Source organism: Pseudomonas pisciculturae (assembly GCF_015461805.1).
In the GTDB taxonomy this organism is placed as follows: Bacteria; Pseudomonadota; Gammaproteobacteria; order Pseudomonadales; family Pseudomonadaceae; genus Aquipseudomonas; species Aquipseudomonas pisciculturae.
Window position 1 is genome coordinate 170,136 of sequence record NZ_JACVZE010000005.1, and the last position, 26,161, is coordinate 196,296.

A 26,161-nucleotide genomic window follows, 5' to 3' on the forward strand; every position below is an offset into this window, starting at 1 on the left:
TTCCTCAGTGACCCAAATACACTTCGATGACTTTAGGGTTGCTTTGCACCGACTCCATGCTGCCCTCGGCCAGCACCTTGCCCTGGTGCAACACCGTGACTTTGTGCGCGATGCTTTTGACGAACTCCATGTCGTGCTCGATCACCAGCACCGAACGGCCCTGGCTGATGCGGTTGAGCAACTCGGCGGTTTGCGCACGCTCGTTGACGCTCATGCCAGCCACCGGTTCGTCGAGCATCAATAACTCGGGGTCTTGCATCAGCAGCATGCCAATTTCCAGCCATTGCTTTTGCCCGTGGGACAGCAGGTCGGCTTGCTGTTGCAGCAGATCGCCAAGGAAAATCTCCCGTGCCACCTCTTCTACTCGCGCAATCACCTGGGCATTTCGCTTGAAAAACAGCGCGCCCCACACCTTGCGGCCCGCCGGATAAGACATCTCGAGGTTTTCAAACACGCTGAGGTTTTCGTAGATCGAGGGGTTCTGGAATTTACGCCCCACACCGGCCCGCACAATGTTGTACTCGCGCATCTTGGTCAGCTCCTGCCCATCGAACTGGATGCTGCCGCTGGTAGCGCGGGTCTTGCCGCAGATCAGGTCGAGCACGGTGGTCTTGCCGGCACCGTTGGGGCCGATCACTACGCGCACTTCATTGCGGTCGATATACAGGTTGAGGTTGTCGACCGCCTTGAAGCCGTCAAACGACACGGTGAGGCCTTCGATGGCCAGCACCGGTTTTTTCATTTCAAAGCCGACGGCGGTCATGGTTGGGTCTCCAGGATTTTGCTTTTGGCCTTGGCCTTGACCGGGGTTTTCACCACGGGTTTGCGTCGCAGCAGTTTCGCCAGGGCCTGGCGACCGTGGCTGTCCCACAAACCGGCCAAGCCATTGGGGAAGTACATGACCACGGCAATAAACAGCCCGCCCATCAGGTACAGCCACAGCTCGGGGAAAGACTCGGAAAAGTAGGTCTTGCCGTAGTTCACCAGCAGAGCGCCATACACCGCGCCCAGCAGCGACATACGCCCGCCCACCGCCGCGAAGATCACCATCTCGATCGACGGCACGATGCCGACGAATGAAGGCGACATAAAGCCCACCTGCAAGGCAAACATCGCCCCGCCAATCGCCGAGAATGCAGCCGCCACGCAGAACACGAAAATCTTGAAACTGGCCACGTCGTAGCCAGAGAACCGCACGCGCTCTTCCTTGTCACGCATGGCCATCAACAGCCGGCCGAGCTTGGATGCGAGGATAAAACGCCCGATAAAGATGCAGCCAAACAGCAAGCCGGCACTGATGAAATACAAGATCAGCTTGGCGCTGTCGGTGCGCAGGTCCCAGCCCAACAAGGTCTTGAGGTCGGTGATGCCGTTAACGCCGCCGGTGAGGCCCTGTTGGCCGACGATCAATACCGTGAGAATCAAGGCAATCGCCTGGGTCACGATGGAGAAATACACATCGCCCACGCGCCGTTTGAACAGCGCCATGCCGATGATAAAGGCCAGCAGCACGGGCACCGCAATCACCGCAAACACGGTAAAGCCGAAACTGTGGAACGGCTGCCATAGCCACGGCAGTTCGGTGATCTGGTTCCAGTCCATAAAGTCCGGAATGCCCGGTGTGGATTGGATCTTGGTGCTCTCCGGGTCCGAGGCTTCGAGCTTGAGGAACATCGCCATGCAGTAGCCGCCGACGCCAAAAAATACACCCTGCCCCAGGCTGAGAATGCCGCCATAGCCCCAGCACAGCACCAGGCCCACCGCGACGAACGCGTAGGTCAGGTACTTGCCGACCATGTTCAGGCGGAACGCGTCGAGGGTCAGGGGGAATACCACCAGGATCAACACCGCCAGCAACGCAATGCCGATCAGGTTTTGCTGGCCACCCAGCAGCTTGTCTAAAGCCTTCATCCGGTCGCCTCTACTTGCGCACTTTGATGGAAAACAACCCTTGCGGGCGCAGCATCAGGATCAGAATCACCGAGGACAAGGTGAGCACCTTTGCCATCGAGCCACTGAGGAAAAACTCCGACAGCGATTGGGTCTGGGCGATCACGAACGCCGAGGCGATGGTGCCGAACAGGCTTTGCGCGCCGCCGAACACCACCACCAGGAAGGTGTCGACGATGTATTGCGAGCCGGCCGTCGGCCCGGTGGAGCCAATGGTGGTGAACGCAGCGCCCGCTACACCGGCCACGCCGCAGCCGAGGGCGAAAGTCATGCGGTCGACCTTGCGTGTGTTGATGCCCACTGCGCGGCTCATCAGGCGGTTCTGCACCGTGGCGCGCACTTGCAGGCCCCAGCGCGAGCGGTAAAGCATCAGGAAGATCGCAGCGGTAAGCAGCAATGTCAGGCCCATCATGAACAGACCGTTGCGCGGGATCTCGATGGCGTCGGTAAAGTTCACCGACCCCATCAGCCAGGCCGGCGGTTCAGCGCTGACCTCGCGGGCGCCAAACACTGATCGGAAAGTTTGCTGCATTACCAGGGACAAGCCCCAGGTGGCGAGCAAAGTGTCCAGCGGGCGCTTGTACAAGCGGCTGATCATCGCCCACTCCACCAGCCAGCCGATGGCACCGGCGACCAGGAATGACAGGGCAATGGCGAAGAAGAAGTAATAGGGTTGAAAGCTCGGCGCAAAGTGCGCGGTGAGGCTGGAACACACGTAGGTGGTGTAGGCGCCGATGGTCAGGAACTCACCGTGGGCCATGTTGATAACGCCCATCTGACCAAAGATGATCGCCAGCCCCAATGCCATCAGCAACAGCACGCAGAACACGGACAAGCCGTTAAACCCCTGCATTGCCGCGATGGCTCCAAATTCCGATAGCCATTCCATGATGATGGTCTCCTACAAAAGAGATGAAATGCAGACTGCTTTTGCTGTGCTGTGCTTGGCTTTATGTGGGAGGGGGCTTGCCCCCGATGGCGGTGGGTCAGCAACAAATCAGGGGACTGACACTCCCTCATCGGGAGCAAGTCGAATCGTCGCACCGCCCCTCCCACATTTGAATCTCATTTAGTCAGGGGGGTTATTGGTAGCCCTTTGGAAACGGATTCGGCTCAATCAGATCCGACTCATAAATCACCTTGAACTGACCATTGGGCAGCACTTCACCAATGCGCGACTTGCTCCACAGGTGATGGTTCTCGTGAATCTTCACGTAGCCTTCAGGCGCGGTTTTCAGCTCAATGCCTGGGGACGCCGCCACAACTTTATCCACGTCGAAACTGCCGGCCTTCTCCACCGCCGCTTTCCACAACCAAGGGCCGAGGTACGCCGCCTGGGTCACGTCGCCGATCACCGAATCCTTGCCGTACTTGGCCTTGAAGGCTTCGACGAAGGCTTTGTTGTTGGGGTTGTCCAGGCTCTGGAAGTACTTCATGGAGGCGTAGAAACCGGCCATGTTTTCGCCGCCGATGCCGAGCAGTTCGTCTTCGGTCACCGACAGAGTCAGCAGGGTTTGCTTGGCCGAGTTCACACCGGCTGCGTTGAGTTGCTTGTAAAAAGCCACGTTGGAGCCGCCCACCACCGCTGCGAACACCACGTCCGGTTTTTTCAGCTTGACCTTGTTGATCAGCGAACCGAACTGGGTGTTGCCCAGCGGGTAGTAGTCTTCGCCGACCACGGTGCCGTGCAGCACGTTTTCAATGTGCTTGCGTGCGATTTTCATCGAGGTGCGTGGCCAGATGTAGTCCGAACCCACCAGGTAGAAGGTCTTGGCGCCTTTGGTCTTGGCGATCCAATCGAGGCTGGCGAGGATCTGCTGGGTGGCCTCCTGGCCGGTATAGATCACGTTTTTCGACTGTTCCAGGCCTTCGTAGAAGGTCGGGTAGTAGAGCAGGCCATTTTCTTTCTCGAAGATCGGCAACACGGCTTTGCGCGAGGCTGAGGTCCAGCAGCCGAACACGGCGGCGACTTTGTCGTTGACCAAGAGCTTCTTGGCTTTTTCGGCGAAGGTCGGCCAGTCGGACGCGCCGTCTTCCTGAACCACCTTGATCTGCCGGCCCAAAATCCCGCCCGAAGCGTTGATCTGCTCAATGGCCAGGCGTTCAGCCTGGATCGAACCGGTCTCGGAAATCGCCATGGTGCCCGTAGCCGAGTGCAACTGGCCAACGGTGACTTCGGTAGCGGTCACGGCCAGGCCTTCGTTATCGGCCAGCACGCCCTGGCTGAACAGCGCGGCGGCCAGTAATGACAAGGCCAACAGCGGTTTGGAGCGGATCAATCTTTGTGCCATGGGGCGACTCCTCTGCAATGAGGGGCCCAGCATGGCGGCAAGGGGCCAGCGCGGGTATACGCAGCCTGACGTAACGGGGTACGTCATTTGACGTATGCCGTTGCGCACCAATCCAGGGCAGGATCGCGATCCCCGCTGACGATGCAATCCAATGTGGGAGGGGGCTTGCCCCCGATAGCAGTGGGTCAGCCGACTGATTTGCCACTGGTACACCGCTATCGGGGGCAAGCCCCCTCCCACATTTGGGCCTCAGCGTCTCCCAGGGCATGGAACTTGCTCACCCAACCTCGCCCTCTCCCCGGAGCCTCCCACCGTGCAATCCCCTCCCGGCACCCAGCGCATCGTCAAGATCCGCCGCGACTACAACACCTGGGTCGCCGACGAGACCATGGAAGACTATGCCCTGCGTTACACCCCCAAGTCCTTTCGCAAATGGTCGGAGTGGCGCATCGCCAATACCGCCCTCGGCGCGGTGTCGTTCCTGGCGCTGGAGGCCATCGGCGGCGTATTGGCCCTGAGTTACGGTTTCACCAATACCTTCTGGGCGATCCTTGCCATCAGCCTAGTGGTGTTCCTCACCGGCTTGCCCATCAGCTATTACGCCGCACGTTATGGCGTGGACATGGACCTGCTCACCCGTGGCGCCGGCTTCGGCTATATCGGTTCCACCATCACCTCGCTGATCTACGCCAGTTTCACCTTCCTGTTCTTCGCCCTGGAAGCGGCGATCATGGCGTTGGCCCTGGAGCTGTATTTCCATATCCCGCTGGCCTTCGCCTATGTGATCTGCTCGCTGTTGGTGATCCCGCTGGTAGCCTACGGCGTGACCCTGATCAGCCGCCTGCAATTGTGGACGCAACCCCTCTGGCTGCTGTTGCTGGTACTGCCCTACGGCTTTGTGGGGTGGAAAAACCCCGATGCCTTCAGCGACTGGACCAGCTTTGTCGGGCGCAGCGGCGATGGCGGCGACTTCAACCTGTTGGCGTTCTGCGCAGCCTGCACTGTAGCGCTGTCGCTGGTGACGCAAATCGGTGAGCAGGTGGACTACCTGCGCTTTCTCCCGGAAAAAACCGCCGCCAACCGCAAGCGCTGGTGGGCCGCCCTGCTCTGCGCCGGGCCCGGCTGGATCATCCCCGGCGCGTTGAAGATGTTTGGCGGTGCGTTCCTGGCGTTTCTGGCGCTGCAACATGAGATCCCCATGGAGCGCGCCGCCGAGCCGACGCAAATGTACCTGGTCGCGTTCCGCTACGTGTTCAGCTCGCCGGAGTGGGCCCTCGGCGCCATGGTGCTGTTCGTGTTCATCTCGCAGATGAAAATCAACCTGACCAATGCCTACGCCGGTTCCCTGGCCTGGTCGAACTTCTTTGCCCGCGTGACCCACAGCCACCCCGGCCGTGTGGTGTGGCTGGTGTTCAACGTGGCCATCGCCCTGATGCTGATGGAGCTGGGCGTGTTCGATGTGATCGACCAGGTGCTGGGGCTCTACGCCAATATCGCGATAGCCTGGATCGGCACGCTGGTGGCCGACTTGGTGATCAACAAGCCGCTGGGCCTGTCGCCCAAGCACATCGAGTTCAAGCGTGCGCACCTCTACGACATCAACCCGGTGGGCGTCGGTTCGATGCTGATCGCTTCGTTGCTGTCGATCCTTGCCCACTTCGGCCTGTTTGGCACCCTGGCCCAGGCGGCGCCACCCTTTGTTGCCCTGGGCACAGCATTGGTGATGGCGCCGCTGTTAGCCTGGCTGACCAAGGGCAAGTACTACATCGCCCGCACCAGCGACCCGCAGTTGATTCACCCCGTAGCGCCCGCCAGCCATGCAGTGTGCGGGCTGTGCAGCAACCCGTTCGAAACCGCGGACATGGCGTTCTGCCCGGCCTACAGCACGCCGATCTGTTCGTTATGTTGCTCGCTGGATGCGCGTTGCGGCGATCGCTGCAAACCCAATGGGAGGCTGGTGAGCCAATTCGAAGGCGTATTGCGCTGGTTGCTGCCCAATACCATGATGCCGCGCCTGCATACGCGTCTGGCCCACTACCTGGGCTTATTGATTGCGCTGGTACTGATGCTTGCCGGCGCGTTGGCCTTGATCTACGTGCAGGCCGCCCAAGGCTTGCCCCATTCGCAAACCTTGTATCAGGCGTTCTTCAAGGCATTCCTGACGCTCTGCGTACTGGCAGCCGTACTTGCCTGGTGGGTGGTGCTGACCCGCGAAAGCCGGGGCGTCGCTCAGGAGGAGTCCGACCGCCAGACCCTGCTGCTGATGCAGGAAATCGCCGCCCACAGCCTCACCGACCAGGCGCTGCAACAGGCCAAGGAAGCCTCTGAAGCAGCCAATGCCGCCAAGAGTCGCTACGTCACCGGGCTGTCCCATGAACTGCGCACGCCGCTCAACAGCATCCTCGGCTTCACCCAGATTTTGCAGCGTGACAGCGCCATGCCCGAACAGCATCAAGATGCCCTGGCGACGATCTTGCGCAGCGGCTCGCACTTGGTGTCGCTGATCGATGGCTTGCTGGATGTAGCCAAGATCGAGGCCGGCAAGTTGCGTTTGGAACTCACCGAAATCCCCTTCCCCGAGCTGCTCCACGACTTGGAGCAGATGTTCACCCCACAGGCCCAGGATAAGGGTTTGCGCTTTCAGCTGGACTGCGTGGGCAAGATCCCGGCAGTGGTGCGCGGCGATGAGAAGCGCGTGCGCCAGATCCTGATCAACCTGCTGGGCAACGCGGTGAATTTTACCGACAGCGGCGAGGTCCGCCTGCGGGTCAGCTATATGCGCGAAACAGCCAACTTCGAGGTTATCGACACCGGCATCGGCATTGACCCCGGGCAGCTGGAGCGAATTTTTCAACCCTTCGAGCGCGGCGACCTGATGCGCCAGGACAACGGCGTGGGCCTGGGCCTGACCATCACGCGCATGCTCACCTCCCTGATGGGCGGTGAATTGCGGGTAACCAGCGAGCTGGACAAGGGCACCTGCTTCCAGGTGCGCTTGTTTCTATCCCAAGTGCGCGCGCCGCAAGCGGTGGTGCATGTGGAGCACGACATCATCGGCTATCAGGGCGAGCGTCGACGCGTCCTGGTAGTGGACGACCATGTGGACCACCGCAAGGTACTCAGCGGCATGCTCACGCCCTTGGGTTTCGAGGTGATCCAGGCGAGCAATGGCCAGGAGGCGATTCGCCAAGTGGCGTTGCTGGCCCCGGACCTGATCCTGATGGACCTGTCGATGCCAACGCTGGACGGGTATGAAACCAGCCGTTTGATCCGCCGCAATGCGCTGTCCACCGCGCCGATCATCGTCATCTCCGCCAACGCCTTTACCGACGACCGCGAACGCAGCGTCAAAGCCGCGTGCAACGACTACCTGGCCAAGCCGGTGCGTACCCCGGAACTGCTCGGGTGTGTGCAACAGCACCTGGGGTTACAGTGGTTGCGACGTACCCAAAGCCTTGTGCCGCCGCCCCCACCCAGCGTATTGCCCAGCCCCGAAGACCTTGCCGAGCTCGCCGACCTCAGCGCCATCGGCTATGTGCGCGGCCTGCACGCCAAACTCGACAGCATCCTTGAGCAGCGCCCAGACACCCAAGCGTTCATCAGCAAAGTGCGTGGGCTGCTCAAGGGGTTCCGCCTGGATGAACTCAACCGAACACTCAAGGAGGCCGAAGATGAATGCACTCACCCATAGCACTGAACCCGGCGTCGTGCTGATCGTCGACGACACGCCGGACAACCTGGCCATGCTCTCCGACGCCCTCGACGACGCCGGCTACATGGTGCTGGTGGCCCTCGACGGCCTCAGTGCCCTGAACCGCGTGCAACGCCGACGCCCGGACCTGATCCTGCTGGACGCGATGATGCCTGGCCTGGACGGCTTCGAAACCTGTCGCCGGCTCAAGGCGCAGCCTGCCAGCGCGGATATACCGGTGGTGTTCATGACCGGGCTGACGGACACCAAGCATGTGGTGCAGGGGTTTGAGGTGGGTGGCAGTGATTATGTGACCAAGCCGATCCAGACCGACGAAGTGCTGGCGCGGGTGGCAGCGCATTTGCGCACCTCGCGCATTTTGTTGTCGGCGCGGGAGGCCAGGCAGCCGAGCGTGTTGACGCTGGAGGATGAACCGGCGCAGCGCTTGTTGTCGGCGCGGTTTGCGCTGACGGAGCGGGAGGTCGAGGTGTTGCGGTGGGTGGCGTGTGGCAAGACCAATCGGGATATCGGGGATATTTTGGGGTTGAGCCCCAGGACGGTGAATAAGCATTTGGAGCATGTGTATGTGAAGCTCGGTGTTGAAACCCGTACCGCCGCTACATCAGTCGCCCTGGCCGCAATCTGAATGTAGGTGAGGCTTTTGTGGGAGGGGGCTTGCCCCCGATAGCTGTTTGTCAGTTGTAGATGATGTGACTGAACCACCGCTATCGGGGGCAAGCCCCCTCCCACATTGGATTTGTGGTGGTTATGAAAGTGGAGTAATTGGCAGCGCCCGTTTGTGAGCGGTCTTGCTGTAGGCACCCTCGACAATCCCCCTCACCCGCTCACTCACCGACTCGCCCATCAAGTACGCGTCGATCTCTGCATAAGAGCAACCATAGGCGTGCTCATCCAACTTGCCCGGCACCCGTTCTTCCAAATCCGCCGTGGGGGGCTTGTGCACCAGGTTGTCCGGTGCGCCGAGGGCCGTGGCCAGCAGGCGTACTTGGGTCTTGGTCAGGCCCGACAACGGTGCAAGGTCACAGGCGCCATCGCCGAATTTGGTGAAAAACCCCATCAACGCTTCAGCGCCGTGATCGGTGCCGACCACCAGGCCGTTATGCAAATTGGCCACGGCGTACTGCGCGATCATCCGCGTACGCGCCTTGACGTTGCCCTTGATGAAATCGACATGGGCGGCGCTGGCTTCGGTGGCGGTGAGGCTGGCCATCAGGCCGTCGACGCTGGCGGCGATGTTGAGGGTGTCCACATGGTCGGGGGCGATGAAATCCAGGGAGGCCTGGGCATCGTGTTCGTCGGCCTGGGTTTTGTAGGGCAGGCGCATGGCGATAAAGCGGGCGCTGTAGCCTTCGCTGCGCAACTGCTCCACCGCACGTTGGCACAGGCGGCCGGCGGTAAGTGAGTCGACACCGCCGCTGATGCCCAGCACCAGGGCCTTGCAGCCTGAGTCGCGCATGGTGGTCTTGATAAAGTCGATGCGCCGTTGAATTTCCTTGGCTTCGCCGCCTTTCACCAGTTGCCGATCGATATTGAGTTCCTGCGCAATACGGTCTTGCATGTCACACCTCCACACTGGCGACGTTGAACACCTTGGCCGCGTACTGCAAAAACGAAGCGTCTTCGCAGACATTCTTGATCGGGTCATCGGAGAATTTCACCACCGGTTCGCCGTGTACCCGCACCAGTTTCATCACGATGCTCAGCGGCTCAACCCCTTCCACATCACAGGCCAGGCTGGTGCCCATGCCAAAACCGAACTTGGCCTTGCCACGCACGTGACGCAGGATCGGCAGGCTTTTTTCGAAGTTCAGGCCGTCGGAAAACATCAGGTCTTTCGTCATCGGGTCGATGCCCAGTTGCTGATAGCGAGCCAGCACCTTGTCGGCCCAGGCAATGGGGTCGCCGGAGTCCTGGCGCAGGCCGTCGTAGAGCTTTGCGAAGTACAGGTCGAAGTCCTTGAGGAAGAAATCGGTGCTGATGCAGTCAGTCAGGGCGATGCCCAGGCGGCCGCGGTACTCACGCACCCAGTTTTCCAGCGCCGCGTTCTGGCTTTCGCGCAGGCGCCCCAGTTGCTGGTGCACCATCAGCCACTGGTGGGCCATGGTGCCGATCAGCGGCAGGTCGAATTCGTACGCCAGGTGCGCGTTGCTGGTGCCGACAAACTGGCCGGGAAAGTCGCGGCGCATGATGTCGACCACTTCGCGCTGAGCTTTGAACGACAGGCGACGGCGGGTGGAGAAATCGGATACGCGCAGGTCGGCCAACTCGTCGCGGCTGAGGTTTTTTTCCAGCCAGTCGAACTTCTGGTAGAGCTTGCGGGTGACGTCTTCCAGGGTCACGTCGGGGTACTTGTCGCGGTTGCGCAGTTCGCTGACCAGCGCCAGTACCGGTTGCTCGAACATGATGCAGTGCAGCATCGGGCCGATCACGCGGATATTCAGTTGCCCGTCGATTTCGCTGACGTGGATATAGCGCAGGTTAAAACGGTACAGGCCCAGGAAACGTTCGTAATCGGGCGTGAGGTACTCGCGAAAACGCGGGTTGAACAGAAAGCGCAGCTCGCCTTCACGCATGTTCAGGCCGGCGAGTTTCTCCAACTCGTCGCGCAGTTGCGGGATCAAGTGGCCGAGTTTCTCCTTGGAGCGAACGATGAAGTTGTATTCCACTTCGACGTTGGGGTACTGGTGCAACACGGCCTGCATCATGGTGAAGGTGTAGTAGTCGGTATCGAGCAGCCCCTGGATCACCGGGGCATCAAAATCGTAGGCACTTTCCATGGTGAGTCTCCTTAACGCGCGGCCTTCGTGGCCAGTTCTTCGCGGGTGCGGCTGATGACAGCACCGGCCTTGAGCAAATCGTTGACCGCCTGGGTGCTGCCCTCCTCGCTGATACCTCGGCACGCCGGCAGGTGCAGCACCACCTCGAAACCGGCCCTGAGCAGTTGCAATGCGGTGGTCTTGACGCAGTAGTCCAGCGCCAGGCCGCCGACGATCACGCGGGCAACGCCTTGGGCTTTCAAATACTCGATGACGCCGGTGGACAGCTTGTCGTGAAGGTCGTGGTAGCAGGCGCCGTAGGGGTGCAGGTCAGGTTCTACGCCTTTCCAGATGAAGTAGTCGTAGTCATAGGGCGTGGGCAGCTCATCCAGCAGCGTGAAACCCTCGGTGCCCGGTACGCAGTGGCTGACCCAGGTCACATCGGCGTGCGCCAGGCCGGTGGGTTGCAACATCTCACTGTGCTGTGACACCACCCAGGGCGCGTGCGGGGTGTGGGCGTCCTTGCTGCCGACGCGGTGGCCGGCGAGGCTGGCCATGTAGTTCAGCTCGGCGCCAATCTGGTCGCCACCAACCACCGGCAATTCGTTGGGGCACAGCGGCGTGAAGCTCTTCTGTGCATCGACGTCGAATGAAGCAATGGCGGTTTTTGCGAGGGTCATGGTGGTTCTCCTGTGGCCTGAAAACAAAAGTACACGTCATGTACTTTCATTGCAAGAAACATTTATTTATCTATGCTCTGCCAAGTACATGACATATCAGCCCGATCCGTTAGACTGTGCCCCGCTGCCGTTTATAAGGATTTCAAATGCCACTGAGCGCCTACCTCCATACCGTTGACCTGTGCGTGCTGTGTTATTGCCGTACTGGTGGCGAACTCAAGTTGCTGCTGAACAAGCGCGACGCCGAACCCTTCGCCGGGCACTGGGCGCTGCCGGGGGTGGTGGTTAACGGCGGCGTGCAAGACCTCAGCCTCAAGGATGCGGTGGAGCGGTTGCGCGCCAGTGACAAGGTGGGGTTAAAGCTGGCCTGGAGCGAACAGGTGGGCACCGTGGGCGACGCGTTTCGCGACCCGCGCTGTTGGTCGTCATCCACTTATTACCTGGCGATTGTTGCGGATGAGGTGCAATTGGCTGAGCATCAGGCCTGGTTTGCGTTGGACGCGGTAGCCGATGGCAGTATCAAGCTGCCGTTTGATCACAACCTGATCGTGGCGGCGGTGCAGGAGCGGCTGTTGTCCAAGTCGCTGTACAGCAGCTTGCCGTTGATGTTTTTGGGTGATGAATTCAGCGCTCCGGAGGCGACCACTATTTTTTCCGTGGTGTTGGCGCGGCCGGTGCTGAAGACCAGTATTCGTCAGCGGTTGTTGAAGCTGACCGAGGCGGGGTATTTGCGTGAGACGGGGCGCAAGAAGAATGGTGAAGGCGGTAGGCCGCAGGCGACGGTGGAGAGCCTCAAGCCTGGAGAGGTCTACTTTTTTGATCGTAGTTTTGCGGACTAGGCCCTACCCCAAAAACAATGAAGATCCAATGTGGGAGCGGGCTTGCTCGCGAAGGCGTTATGTCAGTCAACTCATCCTTCGACTGATACACCGCCTTCGCGAGCAAGCCCGCTCCCACATTTTTGCTCTGCGTATGCCTTTAGTTCATCCAGTTGCCACCATCGACGTTGTAGGTCTGGGCCACCACATAGTCGGCATCTTTTGACGCGAGAAAAATCGCCATCCCGGTAAGATCCTGCGCCGTCCCCATCCGCCCAAACGGCACCTCCTCCCCTACCCGCCGTTTCTTCTCCCCAGGCGCCAGCCCTTCATGCTTGGCAAACAGCGCGTCCACCCCATCCCAATGCTCTCCATCTACCACGCCGGGGGCGATGGCATTGACGTTGATGCCCTGCTTGATCAGATTCAACCCCGCCGACTGAGTGAGGCTGATCACCGCCGCCTTGGTCGCGCAGTACACCGCGACTAGCGGCTCGCCACGCCGCCCGGCCTGGCTGGCCATGTTGATGATCTTGCCGCCGTGGCCCTGGCTGATCATCTGCCGCGCGGCGGCTTGCAACGTAAATAACGTACCGGCGACGTTGATCGAGAACAGCCGGTCAAAGCTGTCGCGAGTGATGTCGACGATGGGCGCCAGGTCAAACAGCGCCGCATTGTTGATCAGGATATCCAGCTTGCCGGCATGCGCCACCACAGCGGCAATTGCGTCGTCGATAGAGGCTTGGTCGGTGACATCCATGGCCACCGCATAGGCCTGTGGGCCCAGCTGCGCCGCGGTCTCCTGCGCCCGTTGCAGGTTGATATCGGCGATGGCAACGGTGGCACCTTCGTCGATGTAAGCCTGGGCAAAGGCGCGACCGATGCCCCGCGCCGAACCGGTGATCAGCGCGCTTTTACCTTCAAGTCGTTTCATGGCGATGTCCTGTAAAAATCACTTCGGGTAACCGGCGCGCTTCATCTCGCGCTCGGTGGTGGCCTGGGCTTGCAGCAAGGCTTGGTCAACCGACATGCCGCCGGTGAGCGCCGCCGAGAAGAACTTGCCCACCGACGTGCCGATGGCCTGGAACTCGGGGATGGTCACGTACTGGATGCCCACATAGGGCACCGGCTTGGCAGACGGGTGCGCGGGGTCGGCGTGTTTCATCATCTCCAGGGTCACCTGGGCAAACGGCGCGGCCTTCAAGTAGGCGTCGCTGTAGGTGGACTGGCGCGTGCCCGGCGGTACGTTAGTGATGCCGTCTTTATCGGCGACCAGTTGGATGTAGTCCTTGGAAGTGGCCCAGGCAATAAAGGCCTTGGCCGCATCCTTGTGCTTGGAGGTGGCCGGGATCGCCAACGACCAGGCGTACAACCACGACGAGCCCTTGTCGGTGACTTCGGTCGGCGCGGCGGCGAAACCGACGCTGTCGGCGACTTTGCTTTGGCTCTTGTCGGTGGTGAAGGAGCCGGCCACGCTGGCATCGACCCAAATCGCGCATTTACCGCTGTTGAACAACGCCAGGGTTTCATTGAAGCCGTTGCTGGAGACGCCCGGAGGGCCATATTGCTTGAGGGTGTTGACGTAGAAGTTGGCGGCGGCGGTCCACTCGGGGCTGGTCAGTTCGGGCTTCCACTGCTCGTCGAACCAGCGCGCACCAAAGGCGTTGGCCATGGTGCTCAGCAAGGCGACGTTTTCACCCCAACCGGCCTTGCCGCGCAGGCACAGACCGTATTGGTCCTTGGACTTGGCTGTGAGCTTGGAGGCGAATTCGCCGAGCTGGGTCCAAGTGGGGTGCGCGGGCATGCTCAGGCCAGCTTGCTTGAACAGGTCGGTGCGGTAATAGGTGACCGTGCTTTCGCCATAAAACGGCAAGGCGTACAGGGTGTTGTTAACCGACAGGCCCTGGCGTACCGAGGGGAAGATGTCGTCGGCATCATAATCGGCCGGCAGTTCGGTAAGCGGTTCCAACCAGTGCTTGGCGCCCCACAGCGGGGTTTCGTAGGTGCCGATGGTCAGTACGTCGAATTGCCCGCCCTGGGTGGCGATATCGGTGGTGAGGCGTTGGCGCAGCACGTTTTCTTCGAGCACTACCCAGTTCAGTTTGATGTCGGGGTGCTGCGCTTCGAACACCTTGGACAGGCGCTGCATGCGGATCATATCGCTGTTGTTGACCGTGGCGATGGTGACGGTATCGGCGGCGTGACCGGGCATGGCCAGCGCCAGGCCAGAAAGCAGGAACAACGCTTGCGGGAGCTTGGACATAGCGGTTTCTACCTGTTGTTTTTGTTGTTGAGGGCCGATTACAGCAGCTTGCCCGCCCCCTCACAAACCCGTTGCGGATGCTCGACTGGTACTTTTTTAACCGGCGGTCTCAGGTTAAAAAAGTATCAGTGCAGGGTAAAACCAGCAGTAGCGCTCAGCGCACACAGGCGCGTATTTTGAAGCGATCCCAAGAACGATAAGAAGTCTCGCCATGCCTGCCAGCCGCGCCCAGCTGTTCGAGCACCGCCCCGCCGAGCTGGAAGTGATCCTGCCCGAGCCAGACCACTGCTTTCGCTGGTTCGAGCACGACTACCCCTATGATCTGGCACGCTGGAACCACCATCCCGAGTTCGAAATCCACCTGATCCGCCAAGGCAGCGGCAAGTTGGTGGCAGGCGACTACATCGGTGCCTTCAGCGCTGGGCATGTGGCGCTGATCGGCCCAGACCTGCCCCACGACTGGATCGGCGAACTGGCCCCTGGTGAACACCTCGCAGGCCGCGACGTAGTGCTGCAATTTGATGGCGCCGCCCTCCTCACGTTGCGCAAGGCCCTGCCAGAGCTGGGCGATTTACAGCCGCTGTTTGAACAGGCCCGGCGCGGCCTGGAATTCAGCGGCGACACGGCCATGAAGGCAGCACGCCTGATGGAAAACATCGGCCAGGCCCACGGCCTGCAACGACTGATCCTGTTCCTGCAACTGCTCGACACCCTGAAAAACGCCCCGCCGCCCCAGATAAAGGCCCTCGCCAGCCCTTGCTACGCCCCCACCCTGGACGCCCGCAGTGCCGAACGAATCAACCGCGCCTTCGACTACCTGATGCGTGAACTCACCGGCGACGTGCGCCTGTCGGTGATTGCGCAACGACTGGAGATGAGCGAGCCAGGCTTTTCGCGCTTCTTCAAACGCAACACGGGCCACGGTTTTATTGACTTGATGCGCAAGTTCCGCGTGCAGCGCGCCTGCCGGCTGCTGCTGCAAAGCGAGATGTCGGTGGCGGCCATCTGCTTTGAGGTGGGCTACGCCAACCTGTCCAATTTCAACCGGCACTTTCGGATCGAGATGCAGCAAACGCCGAGTGAATATCGGCGTGCGCGATAGCGTTGGGTGTAGGGAAAGCGCTGGTACAGCCAGCCCATGCATCGACTGACACACCGCCATCGCGGGCAAGCCCGCTCCCACATTTTGGCCAATTGCATCCTTTGGAATGCGGTTAACTGTGGGAGGGGGCTTGCCCCCGATGGCGGTGGGTCAGCCACTGAATTTCTTAACTGACAGCTGCAATCGGGGGCAAGCCCGCACACTTTTATCGTCGTCAATCCACCTGGCGGGTATTGCTGCGATACATGAACACCAACGCCAACGCCAACAACAGCATCGCAACGATGCGGCTACCCGACAGCTCGATCGCCGGGTTACCCAGCCAGCCAAAGTTGTCGATCAACATGCCCATGCCCAACTGCCCGACAATCACCGCCACCGTCGCAACCGCCGTACCCACGACAGGCACTGCGCCGACCATCACGATCATGTACACCACGCCGAACAACGCGCCGGTGAGTTGCCATTTCGGCACATCCAACAGGCTGATGGCCTGGGTCGGTTCGAAGAAGAAAATCAGCAGTGCCGTAGTCAGCGCCCCCACGGCAAACGTCAGCAGGCTACTGCGCAACACACCCACCGACTGCCCCAGGCGCCCATTGATCGCCGCCTGTACGCTCAACACCGCGCCGGCAGCAATTACCAACACCAATAACAGAATCAAATTCATCGCCTTACCCTCGTGCAATCAGAACAAGTGCCGCCACAATCAACGCCAGGGCTATCCAACGCTCACCGTTGACCCGCTTGCGCGCAGTGCCAAACCAGCCGAAGTGGTCGATCAACACGCTCTTGCCCACTTGCCCCGACAGAATCGCAATCATGGTCATGGCAATGCCGATATGGGGCGTGGCCAGGGTCAGCACCACCACATACATCGGCCCCAGGAAGCCACCGATCAACTGCCAGCGCGGCAGGTCAGCCAGTGCCGGGCCTTTTTTGGGGCCGCTGAACAGCAGCAGCAAATACAAGATCGCCGAGCCAACACCAAAGATGCTCAACGTCGCCCACAAATGCCCCACCTGCACACCCAATGGCCCGAGCAAGCCAGCCTCTACCGACAGGCCCATGCCCGCCAGGATCACCAGCGGCAACAACAGCAGCCGCAACAGATTTTTCTTCGGTGTAGCGCGCGCCACACCGTCCACAGAACTCGCCTGCATACATCACCTGCATTTCATTAAAGGAAACATGGCGTGCATTATCCGGTGGCCGTGCTGTGCGATAAATGGGAGCATGCAGACAACACCTTTGCGAGAAACGCACAGCCAGGAGCCGCAATGCAGGGTTTGAATGAACTGAGTTTCAAGGCACTGCGCCTGTTCGTCGCCGTGTTGGACTTTGGCAGCTTCTCCGAAGTCGCACGCCGCGAGGGCCTGGCGCCCTCCTCCATCTCGCGGCAAATCCAGTTGATGGAACAGGCCCTCGGCCAACAGTTGCTGTACCGCCACACCCGTGCCGTCAGCCCCACCGAAGCTGGTCGCCTGCTGGGGCGCCATGCGCGGTTGATGCTCGAACAACTGGAAGCCGCCGGCCAAGCCCTGCAGGAGCAGGAAAGCGAACCCAGCGGCCTGGTGCGCATCAATGCGCCGATGGTGTTCGGCCAGCGTCACCTGTCGCCGTGGCTGGGTGAGTTGTGCCGCCGCTACCCAAAGTTGCAACTGGATATCCAGCAAACCGATACGTACGTCGACCCCCTGCAAGACGGCACCGACCTGCTGTTTCGCATCGGCGTGCTTAACGACTCCGGTATGCAGGCACGCATCTTCGCGCCTCAACGCTTTCGCATCGCCGCCAGCCCCGCCTACCTGGCCAGGCACGGCACGCCCCAACACCCCGACGAACTCCTCCACCACCAGTGCCTGGCCTATAAAGGCATCACGGGCCAACAGCGCTGGTTCTTCCGCCGTGAAGGCGGCGACTGGACGCCCTACAGCGTCAAAGGCCCCATCACCGGCAACCACGCCGACACCCTAACCCACGCCGCCGAACAAGGCCTGGGGCTGGTGGTGTTCCCTTCCTGGCTGATTGGCGAAGGCCTGCGCGCCGGCACGTTGCAGGCGGTGCTGACAGAGTACGAAGTGGCGACGACGCTGGAGCCGCAGCAGATTGCAGCGCTGTGGCCCGGCAGCCGACGGTTGTCGCTGAAGGTGAGGACGGTGATTGATTATTTTGTAGAGTGTTTTGGGGTGGTGCCGTATTGGGATCGGTAGATCCGCACCTGACGAAATTTCTGACTGGTAAAAGTAGGTCCGTTCTGAATTTTCGGGCCACTATTTTTAGTGAGCAGCACGCTAAGGCAGACTTTGGCGACATCTTTTTGGAGATACGCCATGGACGTTTTGTACCGCAAGCAATCACGTGCCGAACGAGTGGCTTCTGCCAGCCGTCAGGCCGTCTTTGATAGCTCATCAAGTTTTGGCTATATTTGGCCAAAACATGGAGAGAATCCCATGATTACCGTGCCTTTGGCTGAAGCGAAGAATAATTTGTCCAAGTTGGTCGATGAGGCTGCATCCGGAAAAGTCATCACCATTGCAAAGCACGGGCGTGCGATGGCACAGCTTGTTCCTGTGAGCAGGCTCAAAGGCTGCAGAATCGGAGCCATGAAAGGACAGCTCAGCATTCCTGATGACTTTGACGCACCTTTACCTGACGACCTGCTGGATGCCTTTGAGGGCAGCCATTCATGAGAGTGTTGCTGGATACCCATATCCTGCTTTGGACACTGAATGACGATCCAAGGCTATCCGGCAAAGCGAGGAAGGTGATTGAAAATGCTGCTGAGATTTACGTCAGCGCGGCCACCTTCTGGGAGATGGCAATCAAGGTCGGCTTGGGGAAACTCAAGGTCGACCTGGACGATATTCGTGAGCACTGCCTGGAAAGCGGCTTCGTCGAGTTACCCATCACATCGGAACACACCATTGCGGTGAAAGACCTTGAGCATCATCACAAGGATCCGTTCGATCGACTCCTCGTCGCGACGGCCATCAGCGAACCGATGAAGTTACTTACCGCCGACCCACAGATTTCCCAGTACACCTCTTTGGCGATCCAGGTGTGATCAGAACACCCACTGCCCAATCAACCAAGCATTCGCCCCACTGATCACCGCAAACAGAAACCACGCCAACACCCTCGTCGGCAGCCGGTTCACAAACGGCCCCATCAGCTGTTCATCACCGGTCATGCGAATCAACGGATACAACGCAAACGGCAACTGCAGGCTGAGCACCACTTGGCTGAGGATCAGCAGTTTACCGATGGCATCGTCGCCCATCAGCCACACGCCAAGAAACGCCGGGATCAGCGCCAGCCCGCGGGTGATCAGGCGGCGCTGCCAGCAGGGAATACGCAGGTTGAGGTAACCCTCCATGATCACCTGGCCGGCGATGGTGCCGGTGAAGGTAGAGCTTTGGCCGGAGGCCAACAGGGCTACGCCGAACAGGATGCTGGCGAAGGCGCCGCCGACCAGGGGGTCAAGCAGGTGATAGGCGTCCTGGATTTCGACCACATCCGCATGGCCGGTGTTGTGGAACGCGGCCGCGGCCAGCACCAGGATCGCGGCGTTGACCAGCAGCGCCAAGGCCAGTGAGCCGATGGTGTCGATGCGTGCCAGCTTGACGGCGTCCTGCTTGCTGGCCAGGTCCTTGCCGATCATGCGGGTCTGCACAATGGAGGTGTGCAAGTAAAGGTTATGGGGCATCACTGTAGCGCCGAGGATACCGATGGCCAGGTACAGCGGTGCGGCATCGCTGATGGCTGAGAGTGAAGGGGTAAAACCACTGAGCACATCCGGCCAATAGGGTTTGATCAGCACCAGCTCGATAAAGAAACACACGCCGATCGTCGCCACCAGCGCCAGCATGATCGCTTCCAGGCGGCGGAAACCACGGTTTTGCAGGGCCAAAATCAGTAACGTGTCGAAAGCGGTGATCACAATGCCTGTGGTCAGCGACACGCCCAGCAACAAGTGAAAGGCCAAGGCGCAACCCAGCACTTCGGCCAGGTCGGTGGCGATGATGGAGATTTCCGCCAGCAGCCATTGGGTACGCGCCGAGCGCTTGCTGTAGCGTTCGCGGCACAGTTGCGCCAGGTCCTTGCCGGTAGCGATGCCCAATCGCGAGCACAGGCACTGCACCGCCATCCCCGCCAAGCTGGCCAGCAGCACGACAAATAACAGGTTGTAGCCGTAGCGCGACCCGGCCTCGATGGCCGTGGCCCAGTTGCCGGGGTCCATGTAGCCAATGGAGATCAACAGGCCGGGGCCGGCGAACATCAGCGCGCGCTTGAAAAATGAAGCCTTGGGGTCAACGGCGACGGAGCCGGCCACTTCCGGCGGGCAGAACGGAGCAGTAGCGATTTTCGGCAGGCTGAATTTCACGCGGTATCCCAGGCAAACATACTCGATAGACGCGCAGCTTAGCAGTCGGACGCAACCGTGCGCATTACCGTGTCACGCGGCAGATCGAACGCTTCCACCACTTGCACCACCAGGTCCATCTCCTGGTTCAGCGCCTCGCGCTCCATGCGTTGGCGAATCACCCCGACCACCAACACCGCCAGGGTCGTGATCGAATAAGCTGGGCCAGAAAACGCGCGCACTCCACTGACCAGCAGCATCGCCGCAGCGAGCGCCTGGCCCACCACCGGAATCGCCGTAGCTGCGCCGCGCCGCAGCATAAAACCAGTAAGGCCCGCCAATGCGGTGCCGCTCAAGGCAGTAGTGGCCGAGCGGCCAACGTCAAAGCGATGGAACAGACCCTGTTCTTTTTGCGCGGCTGCCTTGAGCTCGGCATCGAACACTTGCCGGTCGGCGCTGCTGAGTTTGTCCTTGTATTGCTCGATGAGTTTTTCCGCCACCTGGGCTTCGAGGTCCGCCAACGCGACAGTCTCCAGCGGCTCATCAAACTTGATCCCCAGCCGCTGCGCCACGTCTTCGGCGATCTGGCGGTAACTCACGCCATGCCCACGGGCCAGGTTCATAAAGGTGTCGCCGCCCATGCGCTGCAACTCGATGGCCAGCTTGAGCGGCTCGCGCACGTTGGCGTCTATGGATGTACTGCGTTTCTGCGCCATGAGTTCGGCGAGAAACTTCAACTCTTCCGGCCGCGCCTGAACCAAGGCCGGGAACAGTTCCGCGTCCTCCTCGGCAAAGCGCACCTCTGCGCTACGCTGATCAGAACGGATCATGCCGCGCCGCTCGTGCAACAGGTCGGTGTACTGCACCACCGTCTGCAATTGCGGCCAATAGGCCGCGTGATCGAACGATGCCAGATGCACATTGGTCACCTTGGCCTTCAACGCCGGTGTCAGCGGGATCGCATAACGGCCAATGCAGCGCTCGGTGTCCGGTTTCATCGCCAGCGCCCAATCCTTGCTGGAATGGCAGTTAATGACCCGCCCCTTGAGCGGTGCGGACACCTCATCCCACGGGTTTGACGTACAGATCGCGCCGCCCATCAACAGCAGGTTGTCCAGCGGCAGCTCGCGAGCGGTGTCGGGGTTGGCCAGCAAGCTTTTGACCAGAATCCGCGCGCCCAGGGAATGGCCGATCAGGTTGATGCGACGCACCTCCAAGGATTCGCCGTGCAGGTAACTGGCCAGCTCTGGCAGCAAGCTCCTGGCCACCTCATCCACCCGTGCCTCGACGCTTTTATAGTGGTCAAGAAAGTACGCAATCGCCTTGCCAACCCCCACGGTCGCCGCACCCAGGCTGCCGCCGCCGAGCATCGCCCCCATCACATCCTTGAAGGGAGCAAAGAGATTTTCCAGGAAATGCCCCGCCGGCCAGAACAACATCAGGTTGGTCGAGCCTTCAATGCCCGCCAACTGCTCCTTGAAGTTGCCCAGTTGCTGGCGGTTGAAGAACGCCGAATAACCGTGAACATAGAGATTGAGCACATCCCCTTGGGGCTCGCCACACAGCACGAAGGTGGGCTTGCGGGTGCGGTGCATTTCATCCCACTGGTGTTGCATGGGGCGGTGACTCCTGGTGACGAAGGATGGCGATAGTAACAAAGCGTGGCAAGGCGCGAGATGAATCCTGACCGAAGTGTAAAGCGGTCAAAACAGCGAAGCGGCCTTGGACTTGGCCAGGTAGCGAGCCGGGGAATCCCCCAGGTTGCGCCGAAATACCGAGGTAAATGCACTGGAACTGCTGAAACCCAATGCCAACGCCACCTCAGTAATAGACGCGCCATGGCTGAGCTGTGCAGTGGCTTCCAGCAGGCAGACCTGCTGGCGCCAGGCGACGAACGTCATGCCGGTGTGTTCGAGGAACTGACGGGTAAAGGTGCGTCTGCTCATGCTCGACCACTGCGCCATCGTATCGAGTGAAAGGGTTTGAGTAGGCGCATCCAAAAAGCGCTGGCAGGCGCGGGCCAGACGAGGTTCGGTCGGCAGCGGCGCGCTGAGCGGTAACTCGGGCATGGCGCCGATTTCATCGATCAACAGCGTCAATATGCATTGCTGCCGAACACTGGACGGTGCGGCCAGGTCGATCGTCAACGCCGCTTCCAGCAAATGCCTGAGCAACGGTGACACCTCAAATACTTGGCAGTGCGCCTGCAAACCAGCGCTCCGGGCGGCGGCATCGTCGAGATAGGTGTTGAGCATCACCACATCACCGCGCATATGCATCTCGTGGGGGACGCCTCCGGGCACCCAAATCGCGCGCTGCGGCGGTACGACCCAATTACCCAGGTCGGTATACATCTTCAACGCGCCCGTGGAGGCGTAGGCAAACTGGCCACGGTCATGGGTGTGGCGCGCAAACACGGTGCCAGACGCAAATTCGCGCAGCGTCACCAATGCAGTGGGGTCATCCGGTGTAAAAGTCAGGCTCATGGCCCGATATTGTCAAACTATGACCTGGTAGAGCAAGCGGGCCAATGTCTTGCGCATTAACCTCAACACCTTCGAACCTGCCTGCTTGCTCAAGGGACTGACCATGCTGAAAAAACACCTGGTACTCGCCGTACTCGTGACCCTGGTCTGGGGGCTGAACTTCCCCATTACCAAACTGGGCCTGCACGGCATCGACCCGTTTGTGCTCACTGGCATCCGCTTTACCCTCGCCGCTTTACCGCTGGTATTTTTCATCAAGCGCCCCGCCGTTCCCTTCCGCTATGTAGCCGCCTACGGCGTGATTTTCGGGCTAGGCATGTGGGGCGTGATCAACTATGGCATCCAGGCTGGCGTCAGCCCGGGGATCGCCTCGTTGATCATCCAACTCAGCGTGTTTTTCACCCTGGGTTGGGGCGTCGTGCTGTTCAACGAAAACCTGCGGGACGCACAACTGGTCGGTGCCGGCCTGGCCTTGGTCGGCCTCTCGGGCATCATCCTCACCCAAAACGGCAGCCACGCCGTGCTCGGCGTCATGCTGATCGTACTCAGTGCGCTGGCCTGGAGCGTCGGCAACGTCATCATCAAAAAATCGGGGGTGAAGGAAATCTTCTCGTTTATGGTGTGGGCCAGCCTGTTCCCGCCGATCCCGCTGTTCCTCATGGCGTGGTGGATGCACGGCAGCACCGTCTTCGAAACCCTGCCCGCCAGCCTCGACGCAACCGCCATCGGGTCGATCCTGTTCCAGGTTTACCTGGCCACGCACTTTGCCTATTGGGGCTGGAACTCGTTGCTCAAGGCTTACCCCGTTTCAACCGTGGCACCACTGTCGCTGCTGATTCCAGTCTTCGGCATCGCCAGCTCAGTAGTGATCATCGGCGAACAGGTCTCGACGCCAGACCTGATTTCAATGTCGATCATCCTCACGGGGTTGGCGGTAGGGTTGTACCGCAGACCGGCGAACGGCTGGGCGGTGTTCAGCAAGCGAAGTTATCGATCTTCACCTGACCATCAGGAAACGTCGCGATAATTTCCAGCTCGCCGCCCATTGCCCGGATGTAGTCACGAAGCGTGCTGATGTACATGTCGGTACGCCGCTCCATCTTGGAGACAGCCGCCTGGTTGATGTTCAAGGCCTTGGCCAGGCTTTGCTGGCTCAACTGCTGAGCCTTGCGCAGCTCGTGCAGAGGCATTTCTTGCAGGTGTTGCTGGAACAACAGCTTGGCTTCAGCGCGGGCCTGGGGCGTCATGCGCGCCTGAAGTTCAGCGAATTTCTTAGCCATGGTTACGGCCCTCGTTACGCAATGTCTCTAAATGCACGTCATACAGCTTTTCTGCCATCGGGACGTGCTCTTCATACCATCGATGTCGCCCGGTCTTCTCCCCGCCGATCAGCAATAACGCGCATCGCCGTGGGTCAAATGCATACAACACTCGATAGGGCCGCCCTGCGTGCTGTATGCGCAGTTCCCGCAGGTTGCCATGCCGGGAGCCCTTGATATCGCTGCTGTGGGGGAATCCCAAACCTGGCCCTAACAGCCCATGCAGATCAACGCTGGCGGAGACCGAAATCTGCTCCTTCGTTCCCAGCGCTTCCCACCAGCCTGCGAATTCATCCGTGTATTCAACTTCCCAGCTCATGAAATATGCCATCCAAGGAATATAAATTCAAGAACCTAAAAGCTAGAAGATGAAGTACTCAGGCTCCACCCGTCCTCCTTGGTAAATTGTTTGTACATCCTTCTGACGTGGCTGCTGAAGGCTCCCCACTCTGTAAAAAAGCAGCGCCGACAGGCCAAAACGCAGCAAAAACACAATTTTCAAAATGTAAAAAGCGCTCTAATACCCGCCTATTGATTGGTTTTGAAGATCCTGGAGTGTGCAATGCCCCATGAAGGCAACCTGTTACAAGCAGCCGTGGTGTTTCTGCTCGCGGCCGTGCTCACCGTGCCGCTGGCCAAGCGCCTGCAACTGGGTGCGGTGCTGGGCTATCTGTTCGCCGGGGTGATCATCGGCCCGTCGGTGCTGGGCCTGGTGGGCAACCCGCAAAGCGTGGCGCAGTTCTCGGAATTGGGTGTGGTGTTGTTGCTGTTCATCATCGGCCTGGAGCTGTCACCCAAACGCTTATGGGTGATGCGCAAGGCGGTGTTTGGCGTGGGCCTGGCCCAGGTGTTGCTCACCGGCCTGGTGATGGGCGTGGTGGCGTTGTGGCTGTTTGGCCAATCGTGGAACAGCGCCATCGTGCTGGGCCTGGGCCTGGCGTTGTCGTCCACCGCGTTTGGCCTGCAAAGCCTGGCCGAGCGCAAGGAACTGAACCAGCCCCATGGCCGCCTGGCCTTTGCGATTTTGCTGTTCCAAGACATCGCCGCGATCCCCTTGATCGCGATGGTGCCGCTGCTGGCCGGCAGTGATCACCCCACCACTGAAGCCCAGGGCTTGCAGCATGTGCTGCAAATCCTCGGCAGCATCGCCGTGGTAATCATCGGCGGGCGTTACCTGTTGAGGCCGGTGTTTCGCATCGTCGCCAAGACCGGGCTGCGGGAAGTGTCCACCGCCACCGCCTTGCTGGTGGTGATCGGCACGGCTTGGCTGATGGAACTGGTGGGTGTGTCCATGGCCCTCGGCGCCTTCCTGGCTGGCCTGCTACTGGCGGACTCGGAATACCGCCACGAACTCGAATCCCAGATCGAACCCTTCAAGGGCCTGCTGCTGGGCCTGTTCTTTATCAGCGTGGGCATGGGCGCCAACCTCAGCCTGTTGCTCAGCACGCCGCTGGTGGTGATCGGCCTGACGCTGCTGCTGATCGGCTTGAAGTTGCCCCTGCTGTACGCCGTGGGCCGTTTGGTGGGCGATCTCAATCGAGAAAGCGCCCTGCGCCTGGGCGTGGTGTTGGCGGCAGGCGGTGAATTTGCCTTTGTGGTGTTCAAGATCGGCCGCGATCAGGGCCTGTTCGAACCCCACCTCTATGACGTGCTGGTACTGACCATCACGTTGTCCATGGCGGTGACTCCACTGCTGTTGCTGGTGTGCCCGAAGCTGTTCAAGCCCAAGGTCAAGCCGGTGGAGATCCCCGAGGAATACCGCACCATCGAAAGCGATGCGCCCCGTGTGGTGATTGCCGGCATGGGCCGCATGGGCCAGATCGTCGCGCGTATCCTGCGGGCACAAAACATCTCGTTTATCGCCTTGGACACTTCGGTGGAAACCATTGAGCTGACCCGCAGTTTTGGCGGCATGCCAGTGTTCTATGGCGACCCGCAACGCCCCGAGATCCTGCACGCGGCCAAGGTAGACCAGGCCGAGTTTTTCGTGATCGCCATGGACGATCCGGAGATCAACATCAAGACCGCCGAACTGGTGCGCAACCTCTACCCCCACATGAAGATCATCGCCCGCGCCCGAAACCGCCAGCACGTGCACCGCCTGGTGGACGTCGACGCGTCACCGGTGCGCGAAACCTTCTACTCCAGCCTGGAAATGAGCCGCCGCACCCTGGTAGGCCTCGGTTTAACCCAGGCCCAGGCCGATGCGCGCATCACCCGTTTCAAGAACCACGACCTGCAACTGCTGGCCGCCCAACACGCGGTGTACGACGATGCGGCCAAGGTGATGCAGTCCGCACAAGAAGCGCGTGCGGAACTGGCGAGGCTGTTTGAGATGGACCGACTTGAGGAAGAGTCCGACAAGGTGTGAGGCTACAGACGAACGATCTTGCGAATTTTCTGACAGAATGTGCCGCA

General features: G+C 60.2%; 25 protein-coding genes. 9 read left to right on the forward strand and 16 right to left on the reverse strand.

What is annotated here, in order from left to right; translation table 11 throughout:
- Nucleotides 1-4 precede the first annotated feature (4 nt).
- From urtD to urtA, 4 genes are all read right to left on the reverse strand, one after another.
- A complete protein-coding gene (gene urtD, locus ICY20_RS15310; protein WP_194937876.1) occupies nucleotides 5-763 on the reverse strand; it encodes an urea ABC transporter ATP-binding protein UrtD in 759 nt (252 codons plus the stop codon).
- A complete protein-coding gene (gene urtC, locus ICY20_RS15315; RefSeq protein WP_194937877.1) occupies nucleotides 760-1,911 on the reverse strand; it encodes an urea ABC transporter permease subunit UrtC in 1,152 nt (383 codons plus the stop codon). Before urtC ends, urtD begins: the two co-directional genes overlap by 4 nt.
- Nucleotides 1,912-1,921: 10 nt before the next feature.
- Nucleotides 1,922-2,839: an urea ABC transporter permease subunit UrtB gene (gene urtB, locus ICY20_RS15320; RefSeq protein WP_060755338.1), complete on the reverse strand. Its 918-nt coding sequence runs from the start codon at nucleotides 2,837-2,839 to the stop codon at nucleotides 1,922-1,924.
- Between the two features lie 193 nt (nucleotides 2,840-3,032).
- Entirely contained in the window at nucleotides 3,033-4,241 is a 1,209-nt protein-coding gene (gene urtA, locus ICY20_RS15325) for an urea ABC transporter substrate-binding protein (protein ID WP_159959724.1), read from the reverse strand.
- Between the two features lie 313 nt (nucleotides 4,242-4,554).
- Here urtA and ICY20_RS15330 point away from each other — a divergent pair, with 313 nt between their 5' ends.
- Together ICY20_RS15330 and ICY20_RS15335 are read left to right on the forward strand one after the other, a co-directional pair.
- On the forward strand, nucleotides 4,555-7,932 hold the full coding sequence (locus ICY20_RS15330; RefSeq protein ID WP_194937878.1) for an ATP-binding protein: 3,378 nt from the start codon (nucleotides 4,555-4,557) through the stop codon (nucleotides 7,930-7,932).
- Nucleotides 7,913-8,578, forward strand: coding sequence for a response regulator (locus tag ICY20_RS15335; protein ID WP_159959720.1), 666 nt, complete (start codon nucleotides 7,913-7,915; stop codon nucleotides 8,576-8,578). The genes ICY20_RS15330 and ICY20_RS15335 overlap by 20 nt, the downstream gene beginning before the upstream one ends.
- A gap of 120 nt (nucleotides 8,579-8,698) precedes the next feature.
- Here ICY20_RS15335 and nadE read toward each other — a convergent pair whose 3' ends face one another.
- Genes nadE through ICY20_RS15350 form a run of 3 tightly spaced genes read right to left on the reverse strand, consistent with a single transcriptional unit; the run spans nucleotide 8,699 to nucleotide 11,389 of the window.
- Nucleotides 8,699-9,511 (reverse strand): ammonia-dependent NAD(+) synthetase, encoded by an 813-nt coding sequence (gene nadE / locus ICY20_RS15340; RefSeq protein WP_194937879.1) that lies wholly within the window; start codon nucleotides 9,509-9,511, stop codon nucleotides 8,699-8,701.
- Nucleotide 9,512: 1 nt separating this feature from the next.
- Nucleotides 9,513-10,730, reverse strand: coding sequence for a nicotinate phosphoribosyltransferase (gene pncB, locus ICY20_RS15345; protein WP_159959716.1), 1,218 nt, complete (start codon nucleotides 10,728-10,730; stop codon nucleotides 9,513-9,515).
- Nucleotides 10,731-10,741: 11 nt separating this feature from the next.
- The gene (locus tag ICY20_RS15350; RefSeq protein WP_194937880.1) at nucleotides 10,742-11,389 is read right to left on the reverse strand and encodes a nicotinamidase; all 648 of its coding nucleotides are present in this window, start codon (nucleotides 11,387-11,389) and stop codon (nucleotides 10,742-10,744) included.
- A gap of 146 nt (nucleotides 11,390-11,535) precedes the next feature.
- Here ICY20_RS15350 and ICY20_RS15355 point away from each other — a divergent pair, with 146 nt between their 5' ends.
- Nucleotides 11,536-12,228, forward strand: a complete 693-nt coding sequence (locus ICY20_RS15355; RefSeq protein ID WP_194937881.1) for an NUDIX hydrolase — start codon at nucleotides 11,536-11,538, stop codon at nucleotides 12,226-12,228.
- Between the two features lie 139 nt (nucleotides 12,229-12,367).
- On the opposite strand, the gene ICY20_RS15360 is transcribed toward ICY20_RS15355, so the two are convergent.
- Together ICY20_RS15360 and ICY20_RS15365 are read right to left on the reverse strand one after the other, a co-directional pair.
- Nucleotides 12,368-13,141: an L-iditol 2-dehydrogenase gene (locus tag ICY20_RS15360; RefSeq protein ID WP_194937882.1), complete on the reverse strand. Its 774-nt coding sequence runs from the start codon at nucleotides 13,139-13,141 to the stop codon at nucleotides 12,368-12,370.
- An 18-nt stretch (nucleotides 13,142-13,159) separates the two neighbouring features.
- Entirely contained in the window at nucleotides 13,160-14,419 is a 1,260-nt protein-coding gene (locus ICY20_RS15365; RefSeq protein WP_407692626.1) for an ABC transporter substrate-binding protein, read from the reverse strand.
- A 262-nt stretch (nucleotides 14,420-14,681) separates the two neighbouring features.
- Between ICY20_RS15365 and ICY20_RS15370 the strand changes: the two genes are divergently transcribed.
- Nucleotides 14,682-15,572 (forward strand): AraC family transcriptional regulator, encoded by an 891-nt coding sequence (locus ICY20_RS15370; protein WP_194937884.1) that lies wholly within the window; start codon nucleotides 14,682-14,684, stop codon nucleotides 15,570-15,572.
- A gap of 214 nt (nucleotides 15,573-15,786) precedes the next feature.
- On the opposite strand, the gene ICY20_RS15375 is transcribed toward ICY20_RS15370, so the two are convergent.
- A complete protein-coding gene (locus ICY20_RS15375) occupies nucleotides 15,787-16,242 on the reverse strand; it encodes a DMT family transporter (protein WP_194937885.1) in 456 nt (151 codons plus the stop codon).
- Between the two features lie 4 nt (nucleotides 16,243-16,246).
- Nucleotides 16,247-16,735 (reverse strand): DMT family transporter, encoded by a 489-nt coding sequence (locus tag ICY20_RS15380; protein WP_194937886.1) that lies wholly within the window; start codon nucleotides 16,733-16,735, stop codon nucleotides 16,247-16,249.
- A gap of 117 nt (nucleotides 16,736-16,852) precedes the next feature.
- Here ICY20_RS15380 and ICY20_RS15385 point away from each other — a divergent pair, with 117 nt between their 5' ends.
- The 3 genes from ICY20_RS15385 (at nucleotide 16,853) to ICY20_RS15395 (ending at nucleotide 18,639) form a co-directional block, all read left to right on the forward strand.
- Nucleotides 16,853-17,785, forward strand: a complete 933-nt coding sequence (locus ICY20_RS15385; protein WP_159959700.1) for a LysR family transcriptional regulator — start codon at nucleotides 16,853-16,855, stop codon at nucleotides 17,783-17,785.
- Nucleotides 17,786-17,905: 120 nt separating this feature from the next.
- Nucleotides 17,906-18,265 carry a type II toxin-antitoxin system Phd/YefM family antitoxin gene (locus tag ICY20_RS15390; RefSeq protein ID WP_159959698.1) on the forward strand — a complete coding sequence of 120 codons (360 nt, stop codon included), beginning with the start codon at nucleotides 17,906-17,908 and terminating at the stop codon, nucleotides 18,263-18,265.
- Nucleotides 18,262-18,639 (forward strand): type II toxin-antitoxin system VapC family toxin, encoded by a 378-nt coding sequence (locus ICY20_RS15395; RefSeq protein ID WP_159959696.1) that lies wholly within the window; start codon nucleotides 18,262-18,264, stop codon nucleotides 18,637-18,639. The genes ICY20_RS15390 and ICY20_RS15395 overlap by 4 nt, the downstream gene beginning before the upstream one ends.
- Here ICY20_RS15395 and ICY20_RS15400 read toward each other — a convergent pair whose 3' ends face one another.
- The 3 genes from ICY20_RS15400 to ICY20_RS15410 form a co-directional block, all read right to left on the reverse strand.
- Entirely contained in the window at nucleotides 18,640-19,959 is a 1,320-nt protein-coding gene (locus ICY20_RS15400; protein WP_122486451.1) for an Nramp family divalent metal transporter, read from the reverse strand.
- Between the two features lie 38 nt (nucleotides 19,960-19,997).
- The gene (locus ICY20_RS15405) at nucleotides 19,998-21,554 is read right to left on the reverse strand and encodes a DUF726 domain-containing protein (protein WP_194937887.1); all 1,557 of its coding nucleotides are present in this window, start codon (nucleotides 21,552-21,554) and stop codon (nucleotides 19,998-20,000) included.
- An 87-nt stretch (nucleotides 21,555-21,641) separates the two neighbouring features.
- On the reverse strand, nucleotides 21,642-22,424 hold the full coding sequence (locus ICY20_RS15410) for an AraC family transcriptional regulator (RefSeq protein WP_194937888.1): 783 nt from the start codon (nucleotides 22,422-22,424) through the stop codon (nucleotides 21,642-21,644).
- 103 nt (nucleotides 22,425-22,527) lie between these two features.
- Here ICY20_RS15410 and ICY20_RS15415 point away from each other — a divergent pair, with 103 nt between their 5' ends.
- Nucleotides 22,528-23,451 carry an EamA family transporter gene (locus ICY20_RS15415; RefSeq protein ID WP_159959690.1) on the forward strand — a complete coding sequence of 308 codons (924 nt, stop codon included), beginning with the start codon at nucleotides 22,528-22,530 and terminating at the stop codon, nucleotides 23,449-23,451.
- Here the strand turns inward: ICY20_RS15415 and ICY20_RS15420 are convergent.
- Both ICY20_RS15420 and ICY20_RS15425 read right to left on the reverse strand, forming a co-directional pair.
- Nucleotides 23,399-23,704, reverse strand: coding sequence for an XRE family transcriptional regulator (locus ICY20_RS15420; protein WP_159959688.1), 306 nt, complete (start codon nucleotides 23,702-23,704; stop codon nucleotides 23,399-23,401). The genes ICY20_RS15415 and ICY20_RS15420 overlap by 53 nt on opposite strands.
- Nucleotides 23,697-24,062 carry a type II toxin-antitoxin system RelE/ParE family toxin gene (locus ICY20_RS15425; protein ID WP_194937889.1) on the reverse strand — a complete coding sequence of 122 codons (366 nt, stop codon included), beginning with the start codon at nucleotides 24,060-24,062 and terminating at the stop codon, nucleotides 23,697-23,699. The genes ICY20_RS15420 and ICY20_RS15425 overlap by 8 nt, the downstream gene beginning before the upstream one ends.
- A gap of 243 nt (nucleotides 24,063-24,305) precedes the next feature.
- Here ICY20_RS15425 and ICY20_RS15430 point away from each other — a divergent pair, with 243 nt between their 5' ends.
- Nucleotides 24,306-26,114 (forward strand): monovalent cation:proton antiporter-2 (CPA2) family protein, encoded by a 1,809-nt coding sequence (locus ICY20_RS15430; protein WP_194937890.1) that lies wholly within the window; start codon nucleotides 24,306-24,308, stop codon nucleotides 26,112-26,114.
- Nucleotides 26,115-26,161: the final 47 nt, after the last annotated feature.